20 protein-coding genes are annotated in these 21,376 nt (G+C 34.8%); 6 read left to right on the top strand and 14 right to left on the bottom strand.

The window, feature by feature from the left end; all coding sequences use genetic code 11:
- Positions 1–30 precede the first annotated feature (30 nt).
- From ASE21_RS07470 to ASE21_RS07480, 3 genes are all read left to right on the top strand, one after another.
- Entirely contained in the window at positions 31–732 is a 702-nt protein-coding gene (locus ASE21_RS07470) for a CoA transferase subunit A (RefSeq protein WP_057121977.1), read from the top strand.
- 77 nt (positions 733–809) lie between these two features.
- A complete protein-coding gene (locus tag ASE21_RS07475) occupies positions 810–1,466 on the top strand; it encodes a 3-oxoacid CoA-transferase subunit B (RefSeq protein ID WP_057121978.1) in 657 nt (218 codons plus the stop codon).
- Positions 1,467–1,813: 347 nt separating this feature from the next.
- Entirely contained in the window at positions 1,814–4,591 is a 2,778-nt protein-coding gene (locus ASE21_RS07480; protein WP_057121979.1) for a M4 family metallopeptidase, read from the top strand.
- A gap of 52 nt (positions 4,592–4,643) precedes the next feature.
- Here ASE21_RS07480 and ASE21_RS07485 read toward each other — a convergent pair whose 3' ends face one another.
- The 3 genes from ASE21_RS07485 to ASE21_RS07495 form a co-directional block, all read right to left on the bottom strand.
- Positions 4,644–5,420, bottom strand: a complete 777-nt coding sequence (locus tag ASE21_RS07485) for a hypothetical protein (protein WP_057121980.1) — start codon at positions 5,418–5,420, stop codon at positions 4,644–4,646.
- A 108-nt stretch (positions 5,421–5,528) separates the two neighbouring features.
- Positions 5,529–6,056, bottom strand: a complete 528-nt coding sequence (locus ASE21_RS07490; protein ID WP_057121981.1) for a DUF6646 family protein — start codon at positions 6,054–6,056, stop codon at positions 5,529–5,531.
- Between the two features lie 49 nt (positions 6,057–6,105).
- Entirely contained in the window at positions 6,106–6,840 is a 735-nt protein-coding gene (locus ASE21_RS07495; protein ID WP_057121982.1) for a metallophosphoesterase family protein, read from the bottom strand.
- Between the two features lie 140 nt (positions 6,841–6,980).
- On the opposite strand from ASE21_RS07495, the gene dinB reads away from it, so the two are divergent.
- On the top strand, positions 6,981–8,063 hold the full coding sequence (dinB, locus tag ASE21_RS07500; RefSeq protein WP_057121983.1) for a DNA polymerase IV: 1,083 nt from the start codon (positions 6,981–6,983) through the stop codon (positions 8,061–8,063).
- Positions 8,064–8,167: 104 nt separating this feature from the next.
- Positions 8,168–8,668 carry a PAS domain-containing protein gene (locus ASE21_RS07505; RefSeq protein WP_057121984.1) on the top strand — a complete coding sequence of 167 codons (501 nt, stop codon included), beginning with the start codon at positions 8,168–8,170 and terminating at the stop codon, positions 8,666–8,668.
- Positions 8,669–8,811: 143 nt separating this feature from the next.
- Here ASE21_RS07505 and ASE21_RS07510 read toward each other — a convergent pair whose 3' ends face one another.
- The 9 genes from ASE21_RS07510 to ASE21_RS07555 form a co-directional block, all read right to left on the bottom strand.
- Complete coding sequence (locus ASE21_RS07510; protein ID WP_057121985.1) at positions 8,812–10,416, bottom strand: fumarate hydratase; 1,605 nt, start codon at positions 10,414–10,416, stop codon at positions 8,812–8,814.
- Positions 10,417–10,674: 258 nt separating this feature from the next.
- Positions 10,675–11,136: an IS200/IS605 family transposase gene (tnpA, locus tag ASE21_RS07520; protein ID WP_057121987.1), complete on the bottom strand. Its 462-nt coding sequence runs from the start codon at positions 11,134–11,136 to the stop codon at positions 10,675–10,677.
- Between the two features lie 178 nt (positions 11,137–11,314).
- Positions 11,315–12,754 carry a nucleoside recognition domain-containing protein gene (locus ASE21_RS07525; protein ID WP_057121988.1) on the bottom strand — a complete coding sequence of 480 codons (1,440 nt, stop codon included), beginning with the start codon at positions 12,752–12,754 and terminating at the stop codon, positions 11,315–11,317.
- A 110-nt stretch (positions 12,755–12,864) separates the two neighbouring features.
- Positions 12,865–13,938, bottom strand: coding sequence for a winged helix DNA-binding domain-containing protein (locus tag ASE21_RS07530; protein ID WP_057121989.1), 1,074 nt, complete (start codon positions 13,936–13,938; stop codon positions 12,865–12,867).
- 63 nt (positions 13,939–14,001) lie between these two features.
- Positions 14,002–14,715 (bottom strand): 3'-5' exonuclease, encoded by a 714-nt coding sequence (locus ASE21_RS07535; RefSeq protein WP_057121990.1) that lies wholly within the window; start codon positions 14,713–14,715, stop codon positions 14,002–14,004.
- A gap of 292 nt (positions 14,716–15,007) precedes the next feature.
- Positions 15,008–15,481: a methylated-DNA--[protein]-cysteine S-methyltransferase gene (locus ASE21_RS07540; RefSeq protein WP_057121991.1), complete on the bottom strand. Its 474-nt coding sequence runs from the start codon at positions 15,479–15,481 to the stop codon at positions 15,008–15,010.
- A 159-nt stretch (positions 15,482–15,640) separates the two neighbouring features.
- Complete coding sequence (locus ASE21_RS07545; protein WP_057121992.1) at positions 15,641–16,483, bottom strand: NAD-dependent epimerase/dehydratase family protein; 843 nt, start codon at positions 16,481–16,483, stop codon at positions 15,641–15,643.
- Between the two features lie 150 nt (positions 16,484–16,633).
- Entirely contained in the window at positions 16,634–17,083 is a 450-nt protein-coding gene (locus ASE21_RS07550; protein ID WP_057121993.1) for a GNAT family N-acetyltransferase, read from the bottom strand.
- Entirely contained in the window at positions 17,071–17,970 is a 900-nt protein-coding gene (locus ASE21_RS07555) for a LysR family transcriptional regulator (protein WP_057121994.1), read from the bottom strand. The genes ASE21_RS07550 and ASE21_RS07555 overlap by 13 nt, the downstream gene beginning before the upstream one ends.
- A gap of 132 nt (positions 17,971–18,102) precedes the next feature.
- Here ASE21_RS07555 and ASE21_RS07560 point away from each other — a divergent pair, with 132 nt between their 5' ends.
- Positions 18,103–18,498 carry a rhodanese-like domain-containing protein gene (locus ASE21_RS07560; RefSeq protein ID WP_057122359.1) on the top strand — a complete coding sequence of 132 codons (396 nt, stop codon included), beginning with the start codon at positions 18,103–18,105 and terminating at the stop codon, positions 18,496–18,498.
- A 41-nt stretch (positions 18,499–18,539) separates the two neighbouring features.
- Here the strand turns inward: ASE21_RS07560 and ASE21_RS07565 are convergent, their stop codons facing one another.
- Entirely contained in the window at positions 18,540–18,959 is a 420-nt protein-coding gene (locus tag ASE21_RS07565; protein ID WP_057121995.1) for an SRPBCC family protein, read from the bottom strand.
- Positions 18,960–18,981: 22 nt separating this feature from the next.
- A complete protein-coding gene (locus ASE21_RS07570; RefSeq protein WP_082603447.1) occupies positions 18,982–21,375 on the bottom strand; it encodes a M28 family peptidase in 2,394 nt (797 codons plus the stop codon).
- Position 21,376 lies beyond the last annotated feature (1 nt).

Below are 21,376 nucleotides of genomic sequence, written 5' to 3' on the forward strand. Positions count from 1 at the left end.
AAAAATATACGGTAATAAAGACAGTTTGTTATGATAACAAAAAAAGTTAATAATGTTCAGGACGCAATTCAAGGAATAGAAAGCGGAATGACAATTATGTTTGGCGGATTCGGTTTATGCGGAATACCTGAAAATACTATTGCAGCATTGGTAAATACAACAATTTCAGATTTAACCTGTATTTCAAACAATGCGGGCGTTGATGATTTTGGTTTAGGATTGCTTTTGCAGAAAAAACAGATTAAAAAAATGATTTCATCTTATGTAGGTGAAAATGCAGAGTTCGAACGTCAGATGCTTTCGGGAGAATTAGAAGTTGAACTTACACCACAAGGAACTTTGGCAGAACGCTGTCGTGCTGCTCAGGCCGGAATTCCTGCTTTCTTTACTCCGGCCGGTTATGGAACCGAAGTTGCAGAAGGAAAAGAAGTCCGCGAGTTCAACGGTAAAATGCATATTATGGAACAAGCTTTTAAAGCCGACTTTGCTATTGTAAAAGCATGGAAAGGCGATGAAGCTGGAAATTTAATCTTTAAGGGAACAGCCAGAAATTTTAATGCTTGTATGGCCGGTGCCGGTAAAATTACAATTGCTGAGGTTGAAGAGCTGGTTCCTGTTGGAACTTTAGATCCTAATCAAATCCATATTCCCGGAATTATGGTGCAGCGAATTTTTCAGGGAGAGAAATTTGAAAAAAGAATTGAACAACGAACAGTTAGAACGAAAAATTAGATAATTGAGTTAATTCGGCAATTAGATAATAGTTTTAAAATTATCTAGTTATCAAATTCTCTGATTGACACATTATTATGGCACTTAGTAAAGAAGATATAGCAAAACGAATTGCAAAAGAAGTAAAAGACCGATATTTTGTAAATCTTGGAATCGGGATTCCAACTTTGGTTGCTAATTACGTTAGAGAAGATATTGCAGTGGAATTTCAAAGTGAAAACGGTGTTTTGGGAATGGGACCTTTTCCTTTTGCCGGCGAAGAAGATGCCGATATCATTAATGCGGGAAAGCAAACAATTACTACATTGCCCGGAGCAAGTTTTTTTGATTCGGCTTTTAGTTTTGGGATGATCCGCAGTCAAAAAGTAGATTTAACTATTTTGGGAGCTATGGAAGTTTCTGAAAACGGCGATATTGCGAACTGGAAAATTCCGGGTAAAATGGTTAAAGGAATGGGAGGTGCAATGGATTTAGTGGCTTCTGCCGAAAATATCATCGTTGCCATGATGCACGTAAACAAAGCAGGAGAATCAAAAATCCTAAAAAAATGTACTTTGCCATTAACAGGCGTAGGATGCGTTAAAAAGGTCGTAACAGAACTTGCGGTTCTGGAAGTGACAGAAAAGGGTTTTAAACTCTTAGAAAGATCGCCAGGTGTTTCTGTCGAACATATTATTGCGTCAACAGAAGCAGAATTGATAATTGAAGGTGAAATTCCGGAAATGGATATTTAATGATTTTTTTATGATAAGTAAAAGCCAGCTGATTAAGCTGGCTTTTTTTGTGGCATAATGTGGACTTATAAATACCCTTAGTATACTGTTTTTGTTCTTTTGTCTGTATTTCAGTACATTAAAAAATAATCGATATATAAATTTTCGCACATTTTTGCTGCTTAATTCTTATTTAATGTTAAATAAAAGTGAAATTTAAGTAAAAAATGTTGCATTTTATCGATTAACGGCAAATTTCATCGATTATCTAACAAAATTAAAATACTTTTATCTCGAATTTAAGTATTTACTTACTTTAATTTATTTGATTTTTAATCATTTATACTAAACTTAAACCCCCACTTATTATGAAAAAAAAATTACCAAAAATTATTGTGACCACAATTGTTCTTAGTTTTTCTTTTTCTGCATTTGCGCAGGTCCAAACAGACAAACGCATAGAACAGAAGAGTGTTTCAGAAAACGGACAGCCAAACTTAATTACGTTTAACGAGCTTTCAACTTACAAAAGTTCAGAATCGCAAAAGGTTTTCAAGGAACAGCTTGGTTTAAAAGATTCGCAATCCTTCGCTAAAATTAAAACAGAATCTGATAAACAAGGTTACACGCATGAAAAATTTCAGTTGTATGAGCAGGGAATTAAAGTAGAATTTGCCAATTATACTTTACATTCCAAAGACGGAAAATTAGTTTCAATGAACGGTGAATACTACAACATCGAAAATGTGAAACTTTCTCCTGCACTTTCTGCACAAGATGCTTTTAACAAAGCATTGAGTTACACCCGGGCTTCAGAATATATGTGGGATAAACCACAGGATGCTGCCGAGTTGGGTTATGAAAAACCTAAAGGTGAATTGGTTTTACTTCCGGATATGGAGCAGCAAGGTCAAAAAAGAGCAGGTGATAAAGTACGTCTGGCTTACAAATTTGACATTTACGCAACAAAACCGTTAAGCCGCGGCGACCTTTATATTGATGCCGAAACGGGTAAAGCACTTTTTTACAATGCAACAATAAAACACCTCAGCGATAATGTTCACGGAAGTAAGTTCTCAGAGGCAGCTAAAAAGAACGAAACAGCATCAAAAGCAGCATTTGTCGCAGCAAATGCAGCAACTCGTTACAGCGGAACACAGACTATCCAAACCACTTTAAGCGGATCCTCATATATCTTATCAGATACATCTCGCGGTTTAGGAATTCAAACGTACAATTCTGCAAGAACAGCGTCTTATCCAACAACCAATTTTACAGATGCTGATAATAACTGGACAGCAGCAGAATACAACAATACCAATAAAGACAATGGGGCATTAGATGCACATTGGGGTGCTGAAAAAACTTATGATTATTGGTCATCTGTTCATGGGAGAAACAGTTTTGATGATGCAGGTGCAAAAATTAAAAGTTATGTGCATTACAATTTAGTTGCTGCAGGATATTCAAGTAATAACAATGCCTTTTGGAACGGAAGCGTTATGACATACGGTGACGGAACAGGAACAGGAGGATTCGATATCCTGACTTCACTTGACGTTGCAGGACATGAAATTGGTCATGCGGTTTGTACTTACACAGCAAACCTGGCATATCAAAAAGAATCCGGAGCAATGAACGAAGGGTTCTCTGATATTTGGGCTGCTTGTATTGAATATCATTCAGCGCCAACAAAATCAATCTGGCTGGTTGGTGAAGATATTGAAAGAAGAAGCGGACACGTTGCTTTGCGTTCTATGAGTGATCCAAATGCCGAAGGACAGCCGGATACTTACGGAGGAACTTATTGGGTAAACGTAAACTGTACACCAACAAACAGTAACGATCAATGTGGTGTACACACAAATTCTGGTGTATTAAACCATTGGTTTTACATTTTATCAGTAGGTAAATCAGGAACAAATGATCTTGGAAATGTTTATAACGTAACAGGAATTACGCTGGATAAAGCAGAAAAAATTGCTTTCCGTTTAGAAGATTTTTATTTAGGAGCAAACTCAACGTATGCAAATGCGAGAACGTACGGAATACAATCTGCGATTGATTTATACGGAGCCGGTTCTGCAGAAGTTATCGCGACAACAAATGCATTTTATGCCGTTGGAGTTGGTGCTGCATATTCCGGAGGAGGTAGTGATACAACTGCGCCATCTGCGCCAACAGGTTTAGCAGCTTCAGGGACAACAGGAACAACAACAAACTTAACATGGACAGCTTCTACGGATAATGTTGCTGTTACAGGTTATGATATCTATCAGGGAACAAGTCTTAAAGGTTCTTCTGCAACAACTTCATATACTGTAACTGGATTAACTCCTTTAACTGCTTATACTTTTAGTGTAAAAGCTAAAGATGCGGCCGGAAATATTTCTGCAGCAAGTAACACAGTAAACGTAACAACAACATCGACTTCTGTAAGCTATTGTTCATCTCAGGCAAACAGCGCAGCCGATGAAAGAATTGGTAAAGTTGTTTTTGGAACTATTAATAATACTTCAACGGGAACAACTGGTTACGAAAACTATACGGCTGTTTCTACAAATGCAGCAAGAGGAACAGCTTATACAATTACAATAACACCTTCATGGACGTCTACAACTTATAACGAAGGATACGGAGTATTCATTGATTATAACCAGGATGGAGATTTTTCAGATTCAGGAGAAACGGTATGGACAAAAACGGCCTCAAAAACGACTCCGGTAACGGGAACTATTACAATTCCTGCCACTGCAGCTTTAGGAACAACAAGATTAAGAGTTTCTATGAAATACAATGGAGTTCCAACAGCTTGTGAAAGCTTCTCTTACGGACAAGTAGAAGATTATACCATAAATATTACTGCTTCGGGAACAGTTGATGCTCAGGAAATCGCAGCAGGATTAATCGAAACTACTGCGCCAGCTGGTTTTGCGGTATATCCAAATCCGGTTGAAAGTCAATTAAATGTTTCTCTGTCAGAAGAAAATGGTTATTCATACAAAATTATAAATGCATTAGGACAGCAGCTTAGCTCTGGACAAGTTGCGGGTGCAATTGATGTAAGTAAATTGAGTACAGGAATTTATCTTATCGAATTGAATAGCGGTGACAAAAAAATCGTGAAGAAATTTGCTAAGAAATAAAGAATTGAATTAGTAAAAAAGAAAGGCCCCGCAGTATTTTGCGGGGCTTTTTTTATTTGGTTTTGAGTAAACTGTATAATAACTTTCCTTTTTGATATGCCGGTTTTTCATCTGGCTGTGTTATTAGTTTGAGATCATACAATTCGACTTTGTCTTTTCCGAATTCAATTCCCAGCGATTTTTCAGATCCTTTTAAAGTTTTAAAGGTTATTACGGTTACATCTTCTGCAAAGGCTCCGTCTCCATTTATGCTGATATAATAACTTTTAAAATCTGGCAGACCGTTTACTTTTCCATCTTCATCAAATTTAATTTCGCTTTTAAGAGATTTTTCAAAATAAGTATTTACAGAAAGTACCCTGTTTATTAAAATCCGGACTACAGATACATTCGCCTCTTTAGCTTTTTTTATTAAAGAACTGTCTCCTTTTTTATATTCCTGAGTCTGATAACGATTATCGAGAGGAAGAAGTATTAAACTGCCATTTTTTAGAAATGCTTTTTGTGTAACATCTTCATATAAATAATTAATCAATGTATCTTTTATAATTGCAGCCTTGTGTTTATCCCGTTCTAAATCTTCATTTAGAAAAACAATACTATCTTTAATGTTCGACGGAACAATTATTTCGGTAACACCATTGTCGACAGTTTTAATACCATTACCGGTTATTATATTGTCAGCAAATTCTTTTGCAATCCAGATGCCTGCAAATGCGTCAGATGATTCTTTTTTAGTTTCACCTTTAGAATTTTTGCAGGATAAAAAAGCCGATGTTAATAAGACAGCTGTAAAGCCGTAAAAAGTATAAGCAGACCACTTCACCATAATGTAGTTAATTTATTACAAATATACAAATTCATTATTGTAGATTATCGCATAAAAAAACCATCTGGAATTTCAGATGGTTTTTAAATATATTTGGTTTAAAATCTTTTACAAATTAAAAGAAGCTCCTAAACTAAAAGTTGCCTGATTGTTTAAATGATCAAATACATCATTATTGCTGCTGTATTTTGCAATTGGGAAACCAATTTCTGTGAAAACACCAAATCCGTCAGTAAAAAAGTAACGTCCGCCAACGTGTCCGCCAAAGTTGTGTAAACCTAAACTTAAACCTGGATAAACATCTAATTGCTCTACACCAATAACACTGCTTAAATTAGCATTAATTCTTGCTTTTGCATCAAAACGATCCTTAAATTCCGGTTTGTGATCAGAATAGAAAGTTGGGCCTCCGTGGTAGTAACCATTAAAGTTGTCTACTCCAAGTAAATAAGTAGAAACAAATCCGAAAGAGAAATTTTCTCCTAAACCAAAATCTACAGAACCCTGAATTCCTGAACCTCCATCTTGCAGATTAGCACCTACGTTTACTTTAATGTCGCCTTTTCCTTTAAAAGCCTGTTGTGCCTGAGTAAATCCAAATGATACTAAAAACAATAATGTGATAACTTTTTTCATAAACTTAAATATTAATTATTTTGCTGTTGCAAATTTAAATTTTTATATATCAATTCCTACCTTTTTCATTAGAATACAACTCATTTAAAGGTTCGCTTTGCCAGAATTCCTTTGTATCTACATTCATAATCGTCAACGGACCTTTAAAGGCAGCTCCGGTATCAACATTCCAGACGCAGGCTTTATTTACTGGAACCGTTTTTCCAATTCTGGTAACAGGAGTATGGCCAATATAAATTTCCTTGTAAACAGTAAAACGTTTCGGATAGTATAAATCATCGGGTTTTAAATTTGGGTCTAAAGCTAATGCCGATTCCCAAAGTGTTCTGTCCCAGTAAAATAATTTTGGAAAGTATTCCCAAACCACACCATTTAGATTTGTAAATCCGGCATGAACAAAAAGACGATTTTTATCATCGAGATAATAATCTTTTAGAGATTCAAAAAACAAAATATGTTCTTTTTTTCTTTCCGGAGAAATTTTAGAATATCCTTCAACAGTAGCTTTTCCGCCATGTTTGTACCACATTTCTTCATCCAGATCTTCATGTCTGTTTTCAAGCCAGTCTAAGGCCAGCTGATCATGATTTCCTCTAATGCAAATGCAGTTTTGTCTGGTTTTAAGATCGATTAAAAAGTCAATAACTTCTGCCGACTGGCTCCAGCCGTCAACATAATCGCCTAAAAATATAAGAGTATCTTGTGTAGTAACTTCGGCTCTTTTCAATACCTGTTCAAGTGCGAGTAGTCCGCCGTGTATGTCGCCTATAACAAATGTTCGCATTTTTAAATATTTCGGGTAGTAACTACAAAAATAAATAAAATGATTTGTTTGGAATCATTTAGTTGTTAATCTTTAAAAATTGATACTATTTATAACTATTAGCAAGGGCTTTTTATTGCTTTCCTTTTTAAATTTGCATAATGTCAGATGTGCCAACATATCGCAAAATTATTCATATTGATATGGATGCTTTTTATGCTTCGGTAGAGCAGATGGATAATCCTGCTCTGCGCGGAAAGGCAATTGCTGTAGGAGGTTCAGAAAATAGAGGTGTAGTGGCGGCTGCGAGTTATGAAGCAAGAAAATTTGGAGTCAGAAGTGCCATAAGCGGTGTTTTGGCCAAAAAATACTGTCCTGAAATTATTTTTGTGCGTCCAAGATTCGAAAGATATAAAGAGATTTCATCTAAAATTCATAAAATTTTTCATGAATATACAGATTTGGTAGAACCGCTTTCGCTGGATGAAGCATATCTTGATGTTACCCAAAATAAAAAAGGAAATCCAAGTGCGAGTTTATTGGCACAGGAAATCAGACTTCGGATTTTTAATGAAGTTGGATTAACGGCATCGGCAGGAATATCCGTAAATAAATTTGTTGCCAAAATTGCCAGCGATATTAATAAACCCAACGGACAAAAAACCGTAAACCCCGATGAAATAATACCTTTTCTGGAAGAATTGCCTATCAGGAAATTTTACGGAGTAGGAAAAGTAACAACCGAAAAAATGTATCAGCTGGGGATTTTTACAGGTTTGGATCTTAAAGGTAAATCATTGGAATTTCTGGAAAAACACTTTGGGAAATCCGGGGCTTTTTATTATAAAGTAGTTCGAGGCATTCATAACAGCGAAGTAAAACCATTTAAAATTGCAAAATCCGTAGCAGCAGAACATACTTTTGATGTCAATTTATCTTCAGAAATTTTTATGCTTGAACAGCTTGAAGGAATTGCAGTTTCATTAGAAAAGCGATTAAAAAAACATAATGTTTCGGGTAAAACAGTTACTCTCAAAATTAAATACAGCGATTTTACACAGCAGACAAGAAGTAAAACCCTGCCTTATTTTATTTCAGACAAGAGTCTGATTATGGAGATTGTAAAAGAATTATTATATCAGGAAAAAATGAAAGATTCTGTTCGCTTACTCGGGATTTCATTAAACAATTTAAACACCGAAGAGAAGAAAGCTGTCGTCGTTCAGTTGAAGTTTGCATTTTAATTTTAGTAAATTTTAGTAAAATTTTACTAAATGAGGTTTTCCCGTAATTTATTTTGTAACTTTAGTTTAACTTTGAGAGAAATGATTCCTAAAATTCATTTAAAATGAAAAAGCATAGCTCTGAAGATATATCAAATCGTACCATGGTGCCTATTTTGGCCTTAGATCTTCATTATGAGTATTTAAATGAATTGAAAGCTGCTTTTGCCGATATGAAAAAGGTAAATAAGATTTCAACTCAATTTACCTGGAATCAGGAAAACCTTAAAATAGAAGAGAGAATCAAAGATGAGGTTGTCTTAATAACCGATTTAAATTTAAATATTGTCTTTGCTTCAAACAGAATTAAAAGAATGACCGGATATTATGAAGAAGAAGTTCTGGGAAAAACACCTAAAATTTTTCAGGGTCCTGAAACTTGTAAATTTGTTTTAAACGAAATAAGAGAGGCAATAGAATTAAAAGTTCCGTTTAAAAAAACAATCCAGAATTATAAAAAAGACGGCAGATCGTATAAATGCAGTGTCGATGCAACTCCGGTTTATAATTTGAAAGGAGAAATCTCACATTTTATTGCTTTTGAAAAAGAAGATAAAAGTGCTTAGTTTGAGGGACAAAGGCCAAGAGGCTTAAGTAACAAACTTGATACAATACAAATCATAATAAAATAAAAACCGCCTTATTGGCGGTTTTTTATTTTATTAAATCGGCTGTAAAGCATTTTCCCTTTGACCTCTAATCCTTAAAACTATAAATTCTCAAAGAAATCATTTCCTTTATCATCAGTTATAATAAAAGCAGGAAAATCTTTTACAGTAATTTTACGTACAGCTTCCATTCCTAATTCTTCAAAATCAACAACTTCAACTTTAAGAATATTGTCTTGTGCTAAAATAGCGGCCGGACCTCCAATAGAACCTAAGTAGAATCCGCCATATTTATTGCAGGCATCTGTAACCTGTTTAGTTCTGTTTCCTTTTGCAAGCATAATCATACTTCCGCCATGTTTTTGAAATTCATCTACATAAACATCCATACGGCCTGCAGTAGTTGGTCCAAAACTTCCTGAAGCCATTCCTTCCGGAGTTTTTGCCGGACCAGCATAATAAACCGGGTGGTTTTTAAAATATTCCGGCATTGGTTTTCCGGCGTCTAATAACTCTTTGATTTTGGCATGCGCAATATCTCGGGCTACAATAACGGTTCCGTTTAATTTTAAACGTGTTTTGATAGGATATTGAGATAATTTAGCTAAAATGTCTGCCATTGGCTGATCTAAATCAATTTCAACTGGAGCTTCTAAATGCGGAGCGGTTTCCGGTAAAAATTGTTTTGGATTAACTTCTAACTGCTCAACGAAGATTCCGTCTTTCGTAATTTTTCCTTTGATATTTCTGTCAGCAGAACAAGATACTCCTAATCCAACCGGACAAGAAGCAGCGTGGCGCGGCAGACGAATTACACGAACATCATGTGTAAAATATTTTCCTCCAAACTGAGCTCCAATTTCACTTTCCTGGCAGATTTTCTGGACACGTTCTTCCCATTCCAGATCACGAAAAGCCTGACCAGCCATGTTTCCTGAAGTTGGAAGATTATCATAATATCCTGCAGATGCTTTTTTTACAGCGCTTAAGTTTGCTTCTGCAGAAGTTCCTCCAATTACTAAAGCCAAATGATAAGGCGGACAAGCCGAAGTTCCTAAATCTTTGATTTTTGAACGGATAAAAGCATCCATTGATTTATCGTTTAACAGCGATTTGGTCTGTTGGTATAAGTAAGTTTTATTTGCAGAACCGCCTCCTTTTGCCATAAATAAAAACTCATAAGAAGTTCCCTTTTTAGCATAGATATCAATTTGTGCCGGAAGATTTGAACCTGAATTTTTTTCTTCAAACATCGAAATCGGAACAATTTGAGAATAACGTAAATTACGTTTTTGGTAAGTGTTGAAGATTCCACGGCTTAACCATTCTGCATCATCAACACCTGTAAAGATGCTTTCTCCTTTTTTTGCCATTACAATCGCAGTTCCGGTATCCTGACAGCTAGGTAACTGGCCTTCGGCAGCGACCGAAGCATTTTGAAGTAAATTGTAAGCCACGAAACGATCGTTATCTGTAGCTTCCGGATCGTCAAGAATTTTTCGTAGTTTTTGTAAATGTGTCGTTCTTAACATAAACGAAACATCGGTTAAAGCTTCTTCAGCCAATAATTCTAAACCTTTTGGATCAACGGTTAAAACTTCGCGTTCTCCAAATTGTTCTACTTTTACAAAATCAGAAGTAATTTTGCGGTACTGTGTATCATCCTTCAGAATTGGGTAAGGATCCTGATATATAAAATCAATCATTTCTTTGTTTTTTTACAAAGTTAAAAATTATTTACCTAAGAAAGAATTTGAATAAGAGTGTGTGTGGTACATTATTAAATGAAGTCCAGCTCTTCCTGCGAAATTCGCGCCAGCGGTGTAAATATAAAAATAACAATTATCTATAGAACTGGACTGAAGTCCAGCTCTACAAAATCAGTTATTCCTGCGGAATTTAGAGCCAATGACTTAAAATTATATTGTAGGGCTGGACTTCAGTCCAGTTTTGATATGAAGTATTTATATTAAATTTTCAAAAAGGCATCTTTCATCAAATTTAACATTGTATTTGTCTAAAAGTGAAGAATATTCATTTTTAAAATTTTGTTTTTTATGATGTTCTTCCTGATTTGCAATATATTTATAGACAGCATCGATATGAGATTTGCTATATGAAAATACACCATAACCTTCCTGCCATTCAAATTTGTATTTTGTTAATTGATGTTCATTAATATATTTCGATGATTTACCTTTTATAACTTTCATCAAACTGGAAATTGAAATAGTTGGTTTAAGTCCCAGAAGGCAATGAACATGATCTTTAGTCCCGTTTACTATCAAGGTTTTACAGCCAGTTTCATTTATCAAATTTCCTATAACGCTTAATATTTTAGATTTACATTCATTTGTAATCAATGCTTCTCTGTATTTAACTGCAAAAACAACTTGAATATAAACCTGATGGAAGGTGTTTGACATTTTTAAATTTTGTATAATCCGGTGTAAATATACAAATTAACCTACAAAAAAAACGATCATATATTAAAACTGGACTGAAGTCCAGCTCTACAAAATGATTATTCCTGCGGAATTTAGAGCTCAAAATTATATTGTAGGGCTGGACTTCAGTCCAGTCTGGGTTATGTTTTTATATTTTTTAAAAAAACCAAGTTGCCACGAAAATTGCTGTAATCACGCAAATCAAATCAACCAAAAGCATTGTTCCTAAAGCATAGCGCGTATTTTTAATATTCACAGATCCAAAATAAACCGCGATTACATAAAAAGTACTTTCGGCGCTGCATTGAAAAATACTGCTTAGTCTGGCTGTCAAAGAATCTGCTCCAAAAGTATTCATCGAATCAATCAGGAATCCGCGAGAACCGGCAGAACTAAAAGGACGAAGCATTGCAACAGGCAGTGCATTTGTGATTTCCTTATTTACTCCCATATTAGAGAAAACAAAAGCAATTCCGTCACTAATAATTTCAAATAACCCACTGTTTCTAAATAAAGAAATGGCAACTAACATTCCCAACACATAAGGGAAAATCGTAACTCCGGTTTTGACTCCATTATTTGCACCGACAACAAAAGTGTCGAAAACAGTTGTATTAGCTTCGCTGAATTTCTTTTCATTTTTGAATGAAAAAATTAAAGTGAAAGCAATAATGGCTATTAATATTAATCCTGAAAGGTTAGAAGTAAAGTAGTTTTTTCCAATTAAATCCAAATGGTTTACATACATCAGCAAACCAACAATCGCGGCAATTAATCCCATCAATACGATAAGAAGCGAAGCACTCTTAAAATTAATTTTTTGTCTAATCCCCACAATTAAAAACGCTGCAATAGTACCAATGAACGAAGTAATAATACAAGGCAGCATAACATCTGCAGGATTACTTGCATTTGCAGCGGCGCGGTACCCAATAATTGAAGTCGCAATTAGAGTTAAACCCGAAGCATGGAGACACATAAACATAATTTGTGCATCGCTCGCTTTGTCTTTATCCGGATTTATTTCCTGTAAACTTTCCATTGCTTTAAGACCAAATGGCGTTGCAGCCGAATCTAATCCAAGGAAATTAGCAGCAAAATTCAGCGTCATATAAGAGATCGATGGGTGATTTTTAGGAATACTTGGAAAAACTTTTACAAAAACCGGACTTAATACTTTTGCCAGCTTTCCAGATGCACCCGAAACGATAAGGAGTTCCATTAATCCGCAGAAGAAAGCCAAATAAGCAATAAGAGGAAGAATTAAATCAACCAAAGTGCTTTTACAAGTTGGCAGTAATCCATCAGATTTTTGGAGCCCGCTGTAAATTTTTACAGTTTTGTTTTTATAAACATAAGTCGTGTCGGCATTAAGCGTATCACGATTGATAATCATGGTTTGATCCGGTGCTTTTTTAATACTGTCTTTTAAGAAAACAGGAAGTTCTTCAATATATTTTTCTGAAACTAAAACAGGGTCATCTTTCTTCCCATTTAAAACAGAATCAATAGTATAAGTGTTGGCAGTAAATAAACTGACTACAATAAAAACAATCGAAGAAATAAAAATAACTAACCAGAATCTGCTTAATACCATAATGATAATTTTTTGTAAATGTAATTATTTAGCCAGAATATGCACAATGATTTTACTTTGTAAGCGAGAAGTATTTCTTAAAAAGTGACAAATTTTAACGAAATCCTGAATTATTCAATGATAATTTTGGTCTCGAGATAGTTTTCAAATGATTTAATTCCTTCAAAAAGAATCTGCTTTTTAGAACTTTCAGTTTCATCAAAAAAAGCTGTTTCAACTTTTGCGTGATCTTTTTTTATTGTTCTTTTCCACGTTCCGATTACTTTTCCGTTTTCAATAATTATGGGTTTAAAGATTCCGTTGTTGGTAAAAGTCTTAGAATGATTTTCCGGCAAAATAGAAGCTTCTCTGGTTTTATACGAAATTAGAATTTCATCAAATGCCGGTAAAAAGTAAATGCTTTTCTTTAAGTTAGATGTATCAATGCTTTGATTTACAAAATAATAAATTTGATTTTCAATTTCAGCAGATTCTAATTGCAACATAATTGCATCAACGGCTTTTTTGCATGTAGTGGGCGGAAAACCGGACCACCACGAAAAATCAAGTACAGTGGCCGGGCCGTGGCTTTCAAAATAACGTTTGGCTAATTTGTTTAAAGCTTCTTCTTTTGTCAGTTTGATTTTTGGCTTTTTAACTCTTTCTTCAAGTAATGCATAAGTAATTTGTCTGCCTTTCATTCTGCCATTGCAGACTAAACCATCCAGTTCTGCATTCATCATTATGGCTGCGCTCAGAAAATCTTCTTTAGAAGTTTTTTTTATGCCGAGTTCCTGCATGATTTCATCACGGGTTAAATGATTATTTCCGGATAAAAGCTTTTCAATTGAATTATTAAGCTGATCTAATTTTTTGCTGTCAAAGCCATATTTTTTGGCCGCAGATGCAGTAAATCGTTTCACTTGGGGAGCAGAAACATCGAGCATCCAGTAAATATCATCAGGAGAAACAAAATGCCAGGTGGGACGCAAAATATGTGTTCGGATTATTTTTCCGGAATTAATCTCTTCTTCAATTTCTTTTTCAGCTGCATCACATCTTGAACCAATTGCCCATTTTGCCATTGCATAATCCTGAGCCTGCATTGCACCAAAATGATGTACAATTTGTGGTGGAGATAGATTAGCTGTTTTATACAGCAACTGCGAAACAAGACGATGATGTGAAATTTCAGAATGTGTCATCTGTAAAAATTTTATTTAACCATAAGAATATAAGTTTTAACCCTTAAGTTTTTACACCTCAAATCAGACATGAATAATTTCCTCTTCGATCAGCAAATCTTCCCGACGCAGGCGTAAAAAAATCTGAGCAACTGCAATCGTATCTTTTTCACAATAGGTAATAATTCTGTCGATGTCTTTTTCGACATAATAAACATGAGCCACCTGACTGCCGTCGATATCGCCTTTTGGTGATGGAACTCCGAGAACTTTAGTTAACAGTTTTAAAGATGTAAAATGCTTATAATCGCCAAACTTCCATAATTCTAACGTATCTAAATGTGGAATTTCCCAAGGTTTTTTTCCAAATAAATTCAGTTTGTCCGGAATAGCAATCTGATTGATGATCATTCGACGCGCTAAAAAAGGAATATCAAATTCCTTCGCATTATGTCCGCATAAAACATGCTGCGGTTGATTAAAATGATTATTCAGCAGATTATTAAAGTCTTTTAGGATCTTTTTTTCTTCTCCAAAAAAAGAAGTTACCCTAAAGTTTCGCACATCTCCTTTGATTGTAAAATAACCAACAGATATACAAATTATCTTTCCAAATTCTGCCCAGATTCCGGCACGGTCGTAGAATTCTTCCGGTGTAAAATCGTCTTTTCGCTGGTATTGGGTTTTAATGTCCCATAAAGACTGCATTTCTGCGTCAAGAGAATTGAAGTTTTCCTCTTCCGGAACGGTTTCAATATCAAGAAATAATATGTTGTTAAGGTTTATTTTTTCAATCATTTCTTTTGGTTAGACTTTTTAGATTTTTACAAATATGCGTAATTTTCTTACTATTTTAAAGGTTGTTTGACTAATTTACAATTAAAATCCACTTGATCTACTTTTTCAAAAAAATCATTTGCCAAATTTTCATCATTAATTTAGAGAATAATTTCAATATCATCTAAAAGATTATCAGCATTAGTTTGCTTCTTTTCCTAGTGCTAACATATCTCTTTATAAAAAGCTATACCTATAGCGCCAGCTTTCAAGAATAACTTTCGGCCTATTTTAATTATTGAAATATTAAAACTTAAAACAAACTTTGCTGTTTAACAGGATTTTCATGTTCCAGAAGCCATTTTTTACGCCATATCTCTCCGGCATATCCTGTAAGTGATCCGTCTGTGCCAATAACGCGGTGACAGGGAACAACAATCCAAAGCGGATTTTTACCATTTGCAGAAGCCACGGCCCGAATTGCTTTTACATCACCAAGTTTTTTGGTTTGATCCATATAACTTACCGTTTTTCCAAATGGAATTTCCAGTAATGCTTTCCAGACTTTTTGCTGGAATTCGGTTCCTTTTGGATTTAGTTTTAAATCGAAGCTGGTTCTTTTACCTTCAAAATATTCATTTAACTGAAGAACTGCTTCTTTAAGAACTTCCGGAATTTCAGCAGAAACTTCTCCTTCTTTCATTATCGAAATAACAGAAATACCATCTTCATCACCAGTAATTGTAGTAATTCCGAGGGGAGAATTGATGTAAACTGTTTGTTCCATGTTTTTTAATTAACCAAAAAGGCGTAAGGTTTAGGCAAAGTTCGCAAATATTTTTTGAAACATATAAATTATTAGCTGGTTAAAATGAATGTCATCCTAAGCGAAGTCGAAGGCTTATGAAACCTAAAAACTCAGATTTCGCTGATCAGACAAAAACACTTAGTAATTTTCTAATTTAAATTTATAGTTTAAAATAGTTTCGACTTTCTCACTTGAAATAATCTTTTTAATATTCGATTTTTCTGAACTGAATTTCGGCAGCGGTAAATTTAAATCAATCGCTTTTTGGCAATAATATGTCTCGCGGGCAGGATGAAACGGTGCGGCGGCGTTAAAAATTTCATTCCATTTTGATTGATTGATGATTTCCAGAATTACATCTATACAATCATTTAGGTGAATTAGATTTACCGGAGCGTCGGGATTTTCGAGATTTTCTTTTCCGGAAAGATGTCTTGCAGGCTGACGATCTTCGCCGATTAATCCGCCGAAACGGAGAATTGTAGTTTCGAAGTCTGGATTGTTTTGCAAAATCGCTTCAGCTAAAAGTAATTGTCTGCCGCTTTCGGTATCGGGATTCGGAATTGTTTCTTCAGTTATAAATTCGTTTTTATCTCCGTAAACAGAAGTCGAACTAACAAAAAGAACTTTTGAAACATTTGATTTTTCTATAAACGGAATCAGATTTTTAATTTTTTTTACGAATGTCATTTCTAGCAAAGTCGGGAAACTTTGGTTTCCTCGTAATTTCGGTGGAATATCAATAATTAAAATATCGCTTTCTGCTAAAAAATCATTTATGCTTTCAGAGACACTTTCGCTTTCAAGTGCCCCTTCGACTTCGCTCAGGGTGACTAAAAATGGATTTATTCCAAAATGTTTCAAAATTGAAAGTTTATCTTCTGAAGTTGTTGAGCCGTTTACCGAATTTCCTTTTGCAATTAAAGTTTTTGCCAAAGGTAATCCCAGCCAGCCGCAGCCCAATATGCTTATTTGTGTCATTTTTTAAGGTTCAAAAGTTTTTTTTAAAGATGCAAAGATTTAGAGATCGAAGATGCAAAGGTCATTTTAGTTTCTCTATTTGAAAAACTTAAGCGTCATTTATTGAAATAAAAGATACTTTGCGTCTTCGCGACTTTGCGAGATTTATAATTACAAAGCTAAAGTAAATCTAACTTTATCCTTTCCTTTTGCCCCAATTCTATTGTAGAATTTTATGGCTCTTTCATTAAATTGTGGTGTCTGCCATTGAATGTTGATACAATTCTTTTCGGCAGCAATTTCTTTTAGTTTCTCAATGAGGACTTCTCCAATTCCGAAATTTCTGGCTTCTTCTTCCAAAAACAAACAATCCATGTACATAAAATCGGCTGCATCCCAGGTTGAATAATCAAAAGTATAAGAAACATAGCCTGTGATTGTTTGATTTGCAGCAACAACTAAGCAGAATAGCTTTGGATTTTTGTTGAAAATGGCTTCTTTTAATTTTTTTTCTTTTCCTTCAGCAGAAAAAGCAGCTTTTTCGAATTCAGCATGTTTTTGGCACAAAACGACCAATTTAGGTAAATCATGTGGTTCGCAGTTTCGTATTAAATATTCCATTGCATGTTAATTTCGTTTTGCAAAAAGGTAATAAAATGATGAAAATAATTTGGATATTCCTGATTCTCCCGAATCGCGATAAAGTGTTTTATTTTTACACCGTTTTTGCCAATTTTTACCGCTTTAATCGGATTATTTTTTAAATGTGGCAGCAAAGCCCATTTTGCCATCGACATAACGCCCATATCGGCTTTTACCATTTCGAGAGAAGCTTCGGTCAAAGGCATTGGTGTTATTTTTTTCGGGGTTACTTTGGCCGGAGCCAGAAAAAACTGATGCACTGTAACCGTTTCCATTGGGAGTGAATGAATCAGTAAATGTTCGTTGCTAAAATCCTCTGCGGTTACGTATTTTTTATTGGCCCACGCATGGTTTTCAGAAACGGCCATTACAACTTCGTCCTGAAAGAGTTCCATGTATTTGATATTGTTATCCTTTAGCTGATCGGTAACAATACCAACGTCAATTACATTTTCTAATAATTTTTGTAAAGGAATATGAGTTGCCTCGGCTACAATTTTTAATTCGACGTTTGGATACAAAAGATGAAATTGCTTTAAAACCGAGGGCAGCCAGCGATAACTTGAGAAACATTCTGTACTAATCCTGATTTCGCCATGTTCGCCAAATACCATTTGTTTGATTTGAGATTGGGTTTCTGAGAGTTTATCCAGAATTTCGCTCGCAGTTTCATAGATTTTTTCTCCGGCTTTTGTGAGGATCAGTTTTTTGTTCATTCTTAAAAAAATGGCCGTTCCCAATTGATATTCAGCTTCTTTAAGCTGATGACTTAAAGCCGATTGTGTCAAATGAAGTTTGTCGATTGCTTTGGTAATGCTTCCTTCTTCGACAATTGCTTTTATCAATTTTAAGTGGCGTATTTCCATTTTTTAGATTTTATATACAAAGGAACAAAATTTTAGACTTGCTTTTGCATGAAAAAAAGTAATGCCGTTCATGAATTCTTTTCGTTTTTATGGCATTCCATGTTCTGCTACTTTTGGAAAAAAAATAAAATTATGGAAGATCAAATTAAATTTTATGCGCATAAACTGGCATTTGAAATGGATCCGTCTGATTTGTTCGATGCTTTAAACAATGGTGAAAAAGTAATGGCGCTTGATGCGAGAAAAGCTTTTGGATTTGAAGCCGAACATATTCCTGGAGCAATTAATATTCCGCATCGCGAAATGACCGAAGACACTACAAAACATTTAGACAAAGATATTTTGTATGTAACGTATTGCGACGGAATTGGCTGTAACGCTTCGACTAAAGGTGCTTTGAATATGACTAAATTAGGATTTAAAGTGAAAGAATTAATTGGCGGAATAGAGTGGTGGAAGTTCGACGGATATTCGACTGAAGGCTCAAAAGGAAATAAAACAGGTTTAAAAATCGAATGTGCCTGCTAAAAACAAAAAGCAGACTTTGATTAAAGTCTGCTTTTTTATTTTTAAGATTCTACTAAAGCCTTGAGAGCTTGTAAAATTGGATTTTCTTCTCCCTGAGGTTTTTCCTGAACCGCGCCCGGACGATTGTCTTCCTGAATTATTTCGAGTTTTGTTTTTTGATTTTCTTCGGACAAAATATAACTCATTATGAAATAATTCTCCGGTTTGTCTTCTAATTCTGGTCTTGGAAAAAACAATGAATATTTAATTTTCTGATTCGGAATAACTTCAAGTACAGTTCCCCATTGTTCAAAAACCTGACCTTCCCATTCATTTCTAAATCTAATTTCATTTCCTGCTTTCCAGTCGGTAATTAAATCACTTCCGTATTGCCATTGTTTTACAAGAGCAGGTTTTGTTAATGCATTCCAGACATTTTCTGTTGAGGCATTTAAAAGAATTGTAGAAATGTTAATAGCCATAAGATTAAATTTAAATTATGCTTTACTCAGGTTTTACAACAGGTATTAAACTGTCTTTTATTACAATTGTACTGTCTTTTAACGGAGCAGGAACAATAGGCGGATTTACCGGAGCAGTATATCTCTTTATTTTTTGCTGAATCATTACGGCATCATTTAAAACAAATGGTGTTGGCATCATCCAGTCGTTTCTCGGATTTACTTTTAATAACGGATTTGTCATTAAATCGAATGAACTTTCAATTAAATCCATATCAAAAATAGACGATTTATGAATGTAGAAATCCATAACAAGCGGTTCGTTACCAACAACATAATAGCACAAAACGCGCATTCCTTCTCTTTCGAAACGATTTGTTTTTTCGCCGGAAGCAGAAACTCCGTTTGCTTTAAAATTGTAAAAAGTCATTTTTGGATTGGCATAAATATCGTAACGATTAACTTTTCTATTTGGAGTTATTTTGATTTTTATATATCTGTTATTGCCTACAACACTGTCTTTTAGGAAAGAAATAGTGGGTTTTGGGACATCAACTACAGGAGCAGTTGAGCTGTATGTAAAAACAGAATTGTATTTGCTCGCAATAGGAAGACTATTTAAGCCAACCACTTTTTGACTTTTTTGGCCTAAATACGTTTTGGTCCAGTCATCAAGATTTAAATCGTAAGTTGCCCAGACCGCTGAGTTTGTATTGGCGTTATAAATGTAAAGCAAACTGTTTGATTTTGCTTTTCCGTATTCGTAATTAGAATGATATCCGGCGTAGATAAAAAAGCCAATCGATGCTGCGAAGAAAACCATAATCCACGCACCTTTTTTAGCAAAAGTGTTAAATATTGGCAATAACAATCCAAAAAGAAGGACAGTTAAAATGGCACTTCCAAAAAGTATTTTTAATCCTAAACCAACCGGAAACATAACAATAAACGGTGCAATAATAGCTAAAGCCGGAATACTGAAAATTAAATTTACGCCTAAACTGTAATGCTGCGTAAAAACAAAGATTCCAAACAAAAAGATTCCAAAATAAACAGGAATAATTAAAAATCCTGCTCCGGTCAGACTATTGGCCAAAAATCCATTTATAATAATCCAAAGCAGCAAAGGCGCCACAAAATGGTTCATCGTTATTTTGGCATCAGAAAAATGATGGTAAAAAGCAAAACAAATGGCAATGCTCAAAGTTACAAAGGCGCCAATGTAAGCATGACCATTATAAGTAAATCCGTTTAAAAGATCAGAATACTGCGGATAGATTTCTAATATAATTTTCCAGCCTAAGAAAGTAACTAAACCGGCTATAATAACAGATCCTAAGAGCGGAACAAATCCTTTAAATATTTCTCGTAAAGAAATCATTCTTTTGGCTTTGCCAATAAACATAAAAAGGATTAACAGGCCAAAAGCAATTAAAGTCATTGGCATTACCCAGGAAAAAGGATAACTGATAAAAGAAAAAGGAGCACTGAAGTAAACATAATCTTCTGTAGAAGAAGTTTGATTTAAATCGGTATTGGCAAAATATCGTAACAAAGGCATCAGGTAAGAACCCTGATGCGCAAGAGTCATTTTGTTTAAGTGCTGAACATCGTCCTGCTGTGTGTGATAATTGTAATGCCCGTCTATAAAAGCGAAATTTAGTCCCTGAATATTTCCCTGTTCCCTAAAAACAGTTAAGTCGGTATCGTTTGGGAGCATTTTATAAATGCTGTACATTAAAGAGTTTGATACCGGATAAGAGGGTTTTGCTTTTGTAAATTCCTGTACAAGACCCTGATTTCCTTTATTGGTTTCCATCAGCATGTAACTCGGTCCTGAAGTTCCCCTTGCTTCAAAGTTTAAAACCAGGCCGACATCTTTTGCCCAGGGATGTTTGTTTACAAAAAGTGCCGCACCATTTAATCCTAATTCTTCAGCATCAGAAAATAGGATAATGATATCATTTTTCTGCGGTTCTTTTGCATATAAAAATGCTCTGATTCCTTCAAGTATCGTGGCAACCCCAGATGCATCGTCGCTTGCACCTTTGGAAAAAGAATGCGGTGCACTGTCATAATGAGAAAGTAATAAAAGTGCTTTTGAGCTGTTGGTTCCTTTAATTCGGGCAAGAATATTTTTAGATTTTACTAAAAGTCCTTTATCATTAAGAGTAAAACCTTCCTGTACGCTGGTTTCCAATCCAATTCTGTTAAGTTCCAGTTTTAGATAATTAGCCACTAATTCATGATTAGTAGAACCCACATAATGTGGTTTCTGTGCAATAATTTCAACTTGGTTTAAAGCCCGTTCAGTAGAAAAATCAGCAAGTGCTTCATCATTTTTAGAAATATACTGCGGCATCATTGTGGCATAAATGATACCTAAAATGGCTAGAATTAAGACTATTGCCAGAATCGATGTGGGGTTTTTTCTCATG

The sequence above is a fragment of the Flavobacterium sp. Root901 genome (assembly GCF_001429765.1).
Lineage (GTDB): Bacteria > Bacteroidota > Bacteroidia > Flavobacteriales > Flavobacteriaceae > Flavobacterium.

Bases quoted from the DNA above. Each gene is read 5' to 3' on its own strand.
- ASE21_RS07470 (WP_057121977.1), top strand. From the start codon at position 31: ATGATAACAAAAAAAGTTAATAATGTTCAGGACGCAATTCAAGGAATA.
- ASE21_RS07475 (WP_057121978.1), top strand. From the start codon at position 810: ATGGCACTTAGTAAAGAAGATATAGCAAAACGAATTGCAAAAGAAGTA.
- ASE21_RS07480 (WP_057121979.1), top strand. From the start codon at position 1,814: ATGAAAAAAAAATTACCAAAAATTATTGTGACCACAATTGTTCTTAGT.
- ASE21_RS07485 (WP_057121980.1), bottom strand. From the start codon at position 5,420: ATGGTGAAGTGGTCTGCTTATACTTTTTACGGCTTTACAGCTGTCTTA.
- ASE21_RS07490 (WP_057121981.1), bottom strand. From the start codon at position 6,056: ATGAAAAAAGTTATCACATTATTGTTTTTAGTATCATTTGGATTTACT.
- ASE21_RS07495 (WP_057121982.1), bottom strand. From the start codon at position 6,840: ATGCGAACATTTGTTATAGGCGACATACACGGCGGACTACTCGCACTT.
- dinB (WP_057121983.1), top strand. From the start codon at position 6,981: ATGTCAGATGTGCCAACATATCGCAAAATTATTCATATTGATATGGAT.
- ASE21_RS07505 (WP_057121984.1), top strand. From the start codon at position 8,168: ATGAAAAAGCATAGCTCTGAAGATATATCAAATCGTACCATGGTGCCT.
- ASE21_RS07510 (WP_057121985.1), bottom strand. From the start codon at position 10,416: ATGATTGATTTTATATATCAGGATCCTTACCCAATTCTGAAGGATGAT.
- tnpA (WP_057121987.1), bottom strand. From the start codon at position 11,136: ATGTCAAACACCTTCCATCAGGTTTATATTCAAGTTGTTTTTGCAGTT.
- ASE21_RS07525 (WP_057121988.1), bottom strand. From the start codon at position 12,754: ATGGTATTAAGCAGATTCTGGTTAGTTATTTTTATTTCTTCGATTGTT.
- ASE21_RS07530 (WP_057121989.1), bottom strand. From the start codon at position 13,938: ATGACACATTCTGAAATTTCACATCATCGTCTTGTTTCGCAGTTGCTG.
- ASE21_RS07535 (WP_057121990.1), bottom strand. From the start codon at position 14,715: ATGATTGAAAAAATAAACCTTAACAACATATTATTTCTTGATATTGAA.
- ASE21_RS07540 (WP_057121991.1), bottom strand. From the start codon at position 15,481: ATGGAACAAACAGTTTACATCAATTCTCCCCTCGGAATTACTACAATT.
- ASE21_RS07545 (WP_057121992.1), bottom strand. From the start codon at position 16,483: ATGACACAAATAAGCATATTGGGCTGCGGCTGGCTGGGATTACCTTTG.
- ASE21_RS07550 (WP_057121993.1), bottom strand. From the start codon at position 17,083: ATGGAATATTTAATACGAAACTGCGAACCACATGATTTACCTAAATTG.
- ASE21_RS07555 (WP_057121994.1), bottom strand. From the start codon at position 17,970: ATGGAAATACGCCACTTAAAATTGATAAAAGCAATTGTCGAAGAAGGA.
- ASE21_RS07560 (WP_057122359.1), top strand. From the start codon at position 18,103: ATGGAAGATCAAATTAAATTTTATGCGCATAAACTGGCATTTGAAATG.
- ASE21_RS07565 (WP_057121995.1), bottom strand. From the start codon at position 18,959: ATGGCTATTAACATTTCTACAATTCTTTTAAATGCCTCAACAGAAAAT.
- ASE21_RS07570 (WP_082603447.1), bottom strand. From the start codon at position 21,375: ATGAGAAAAAACCCCACATCGATTCTGGCAATAGTCTTAATTCTAGCC.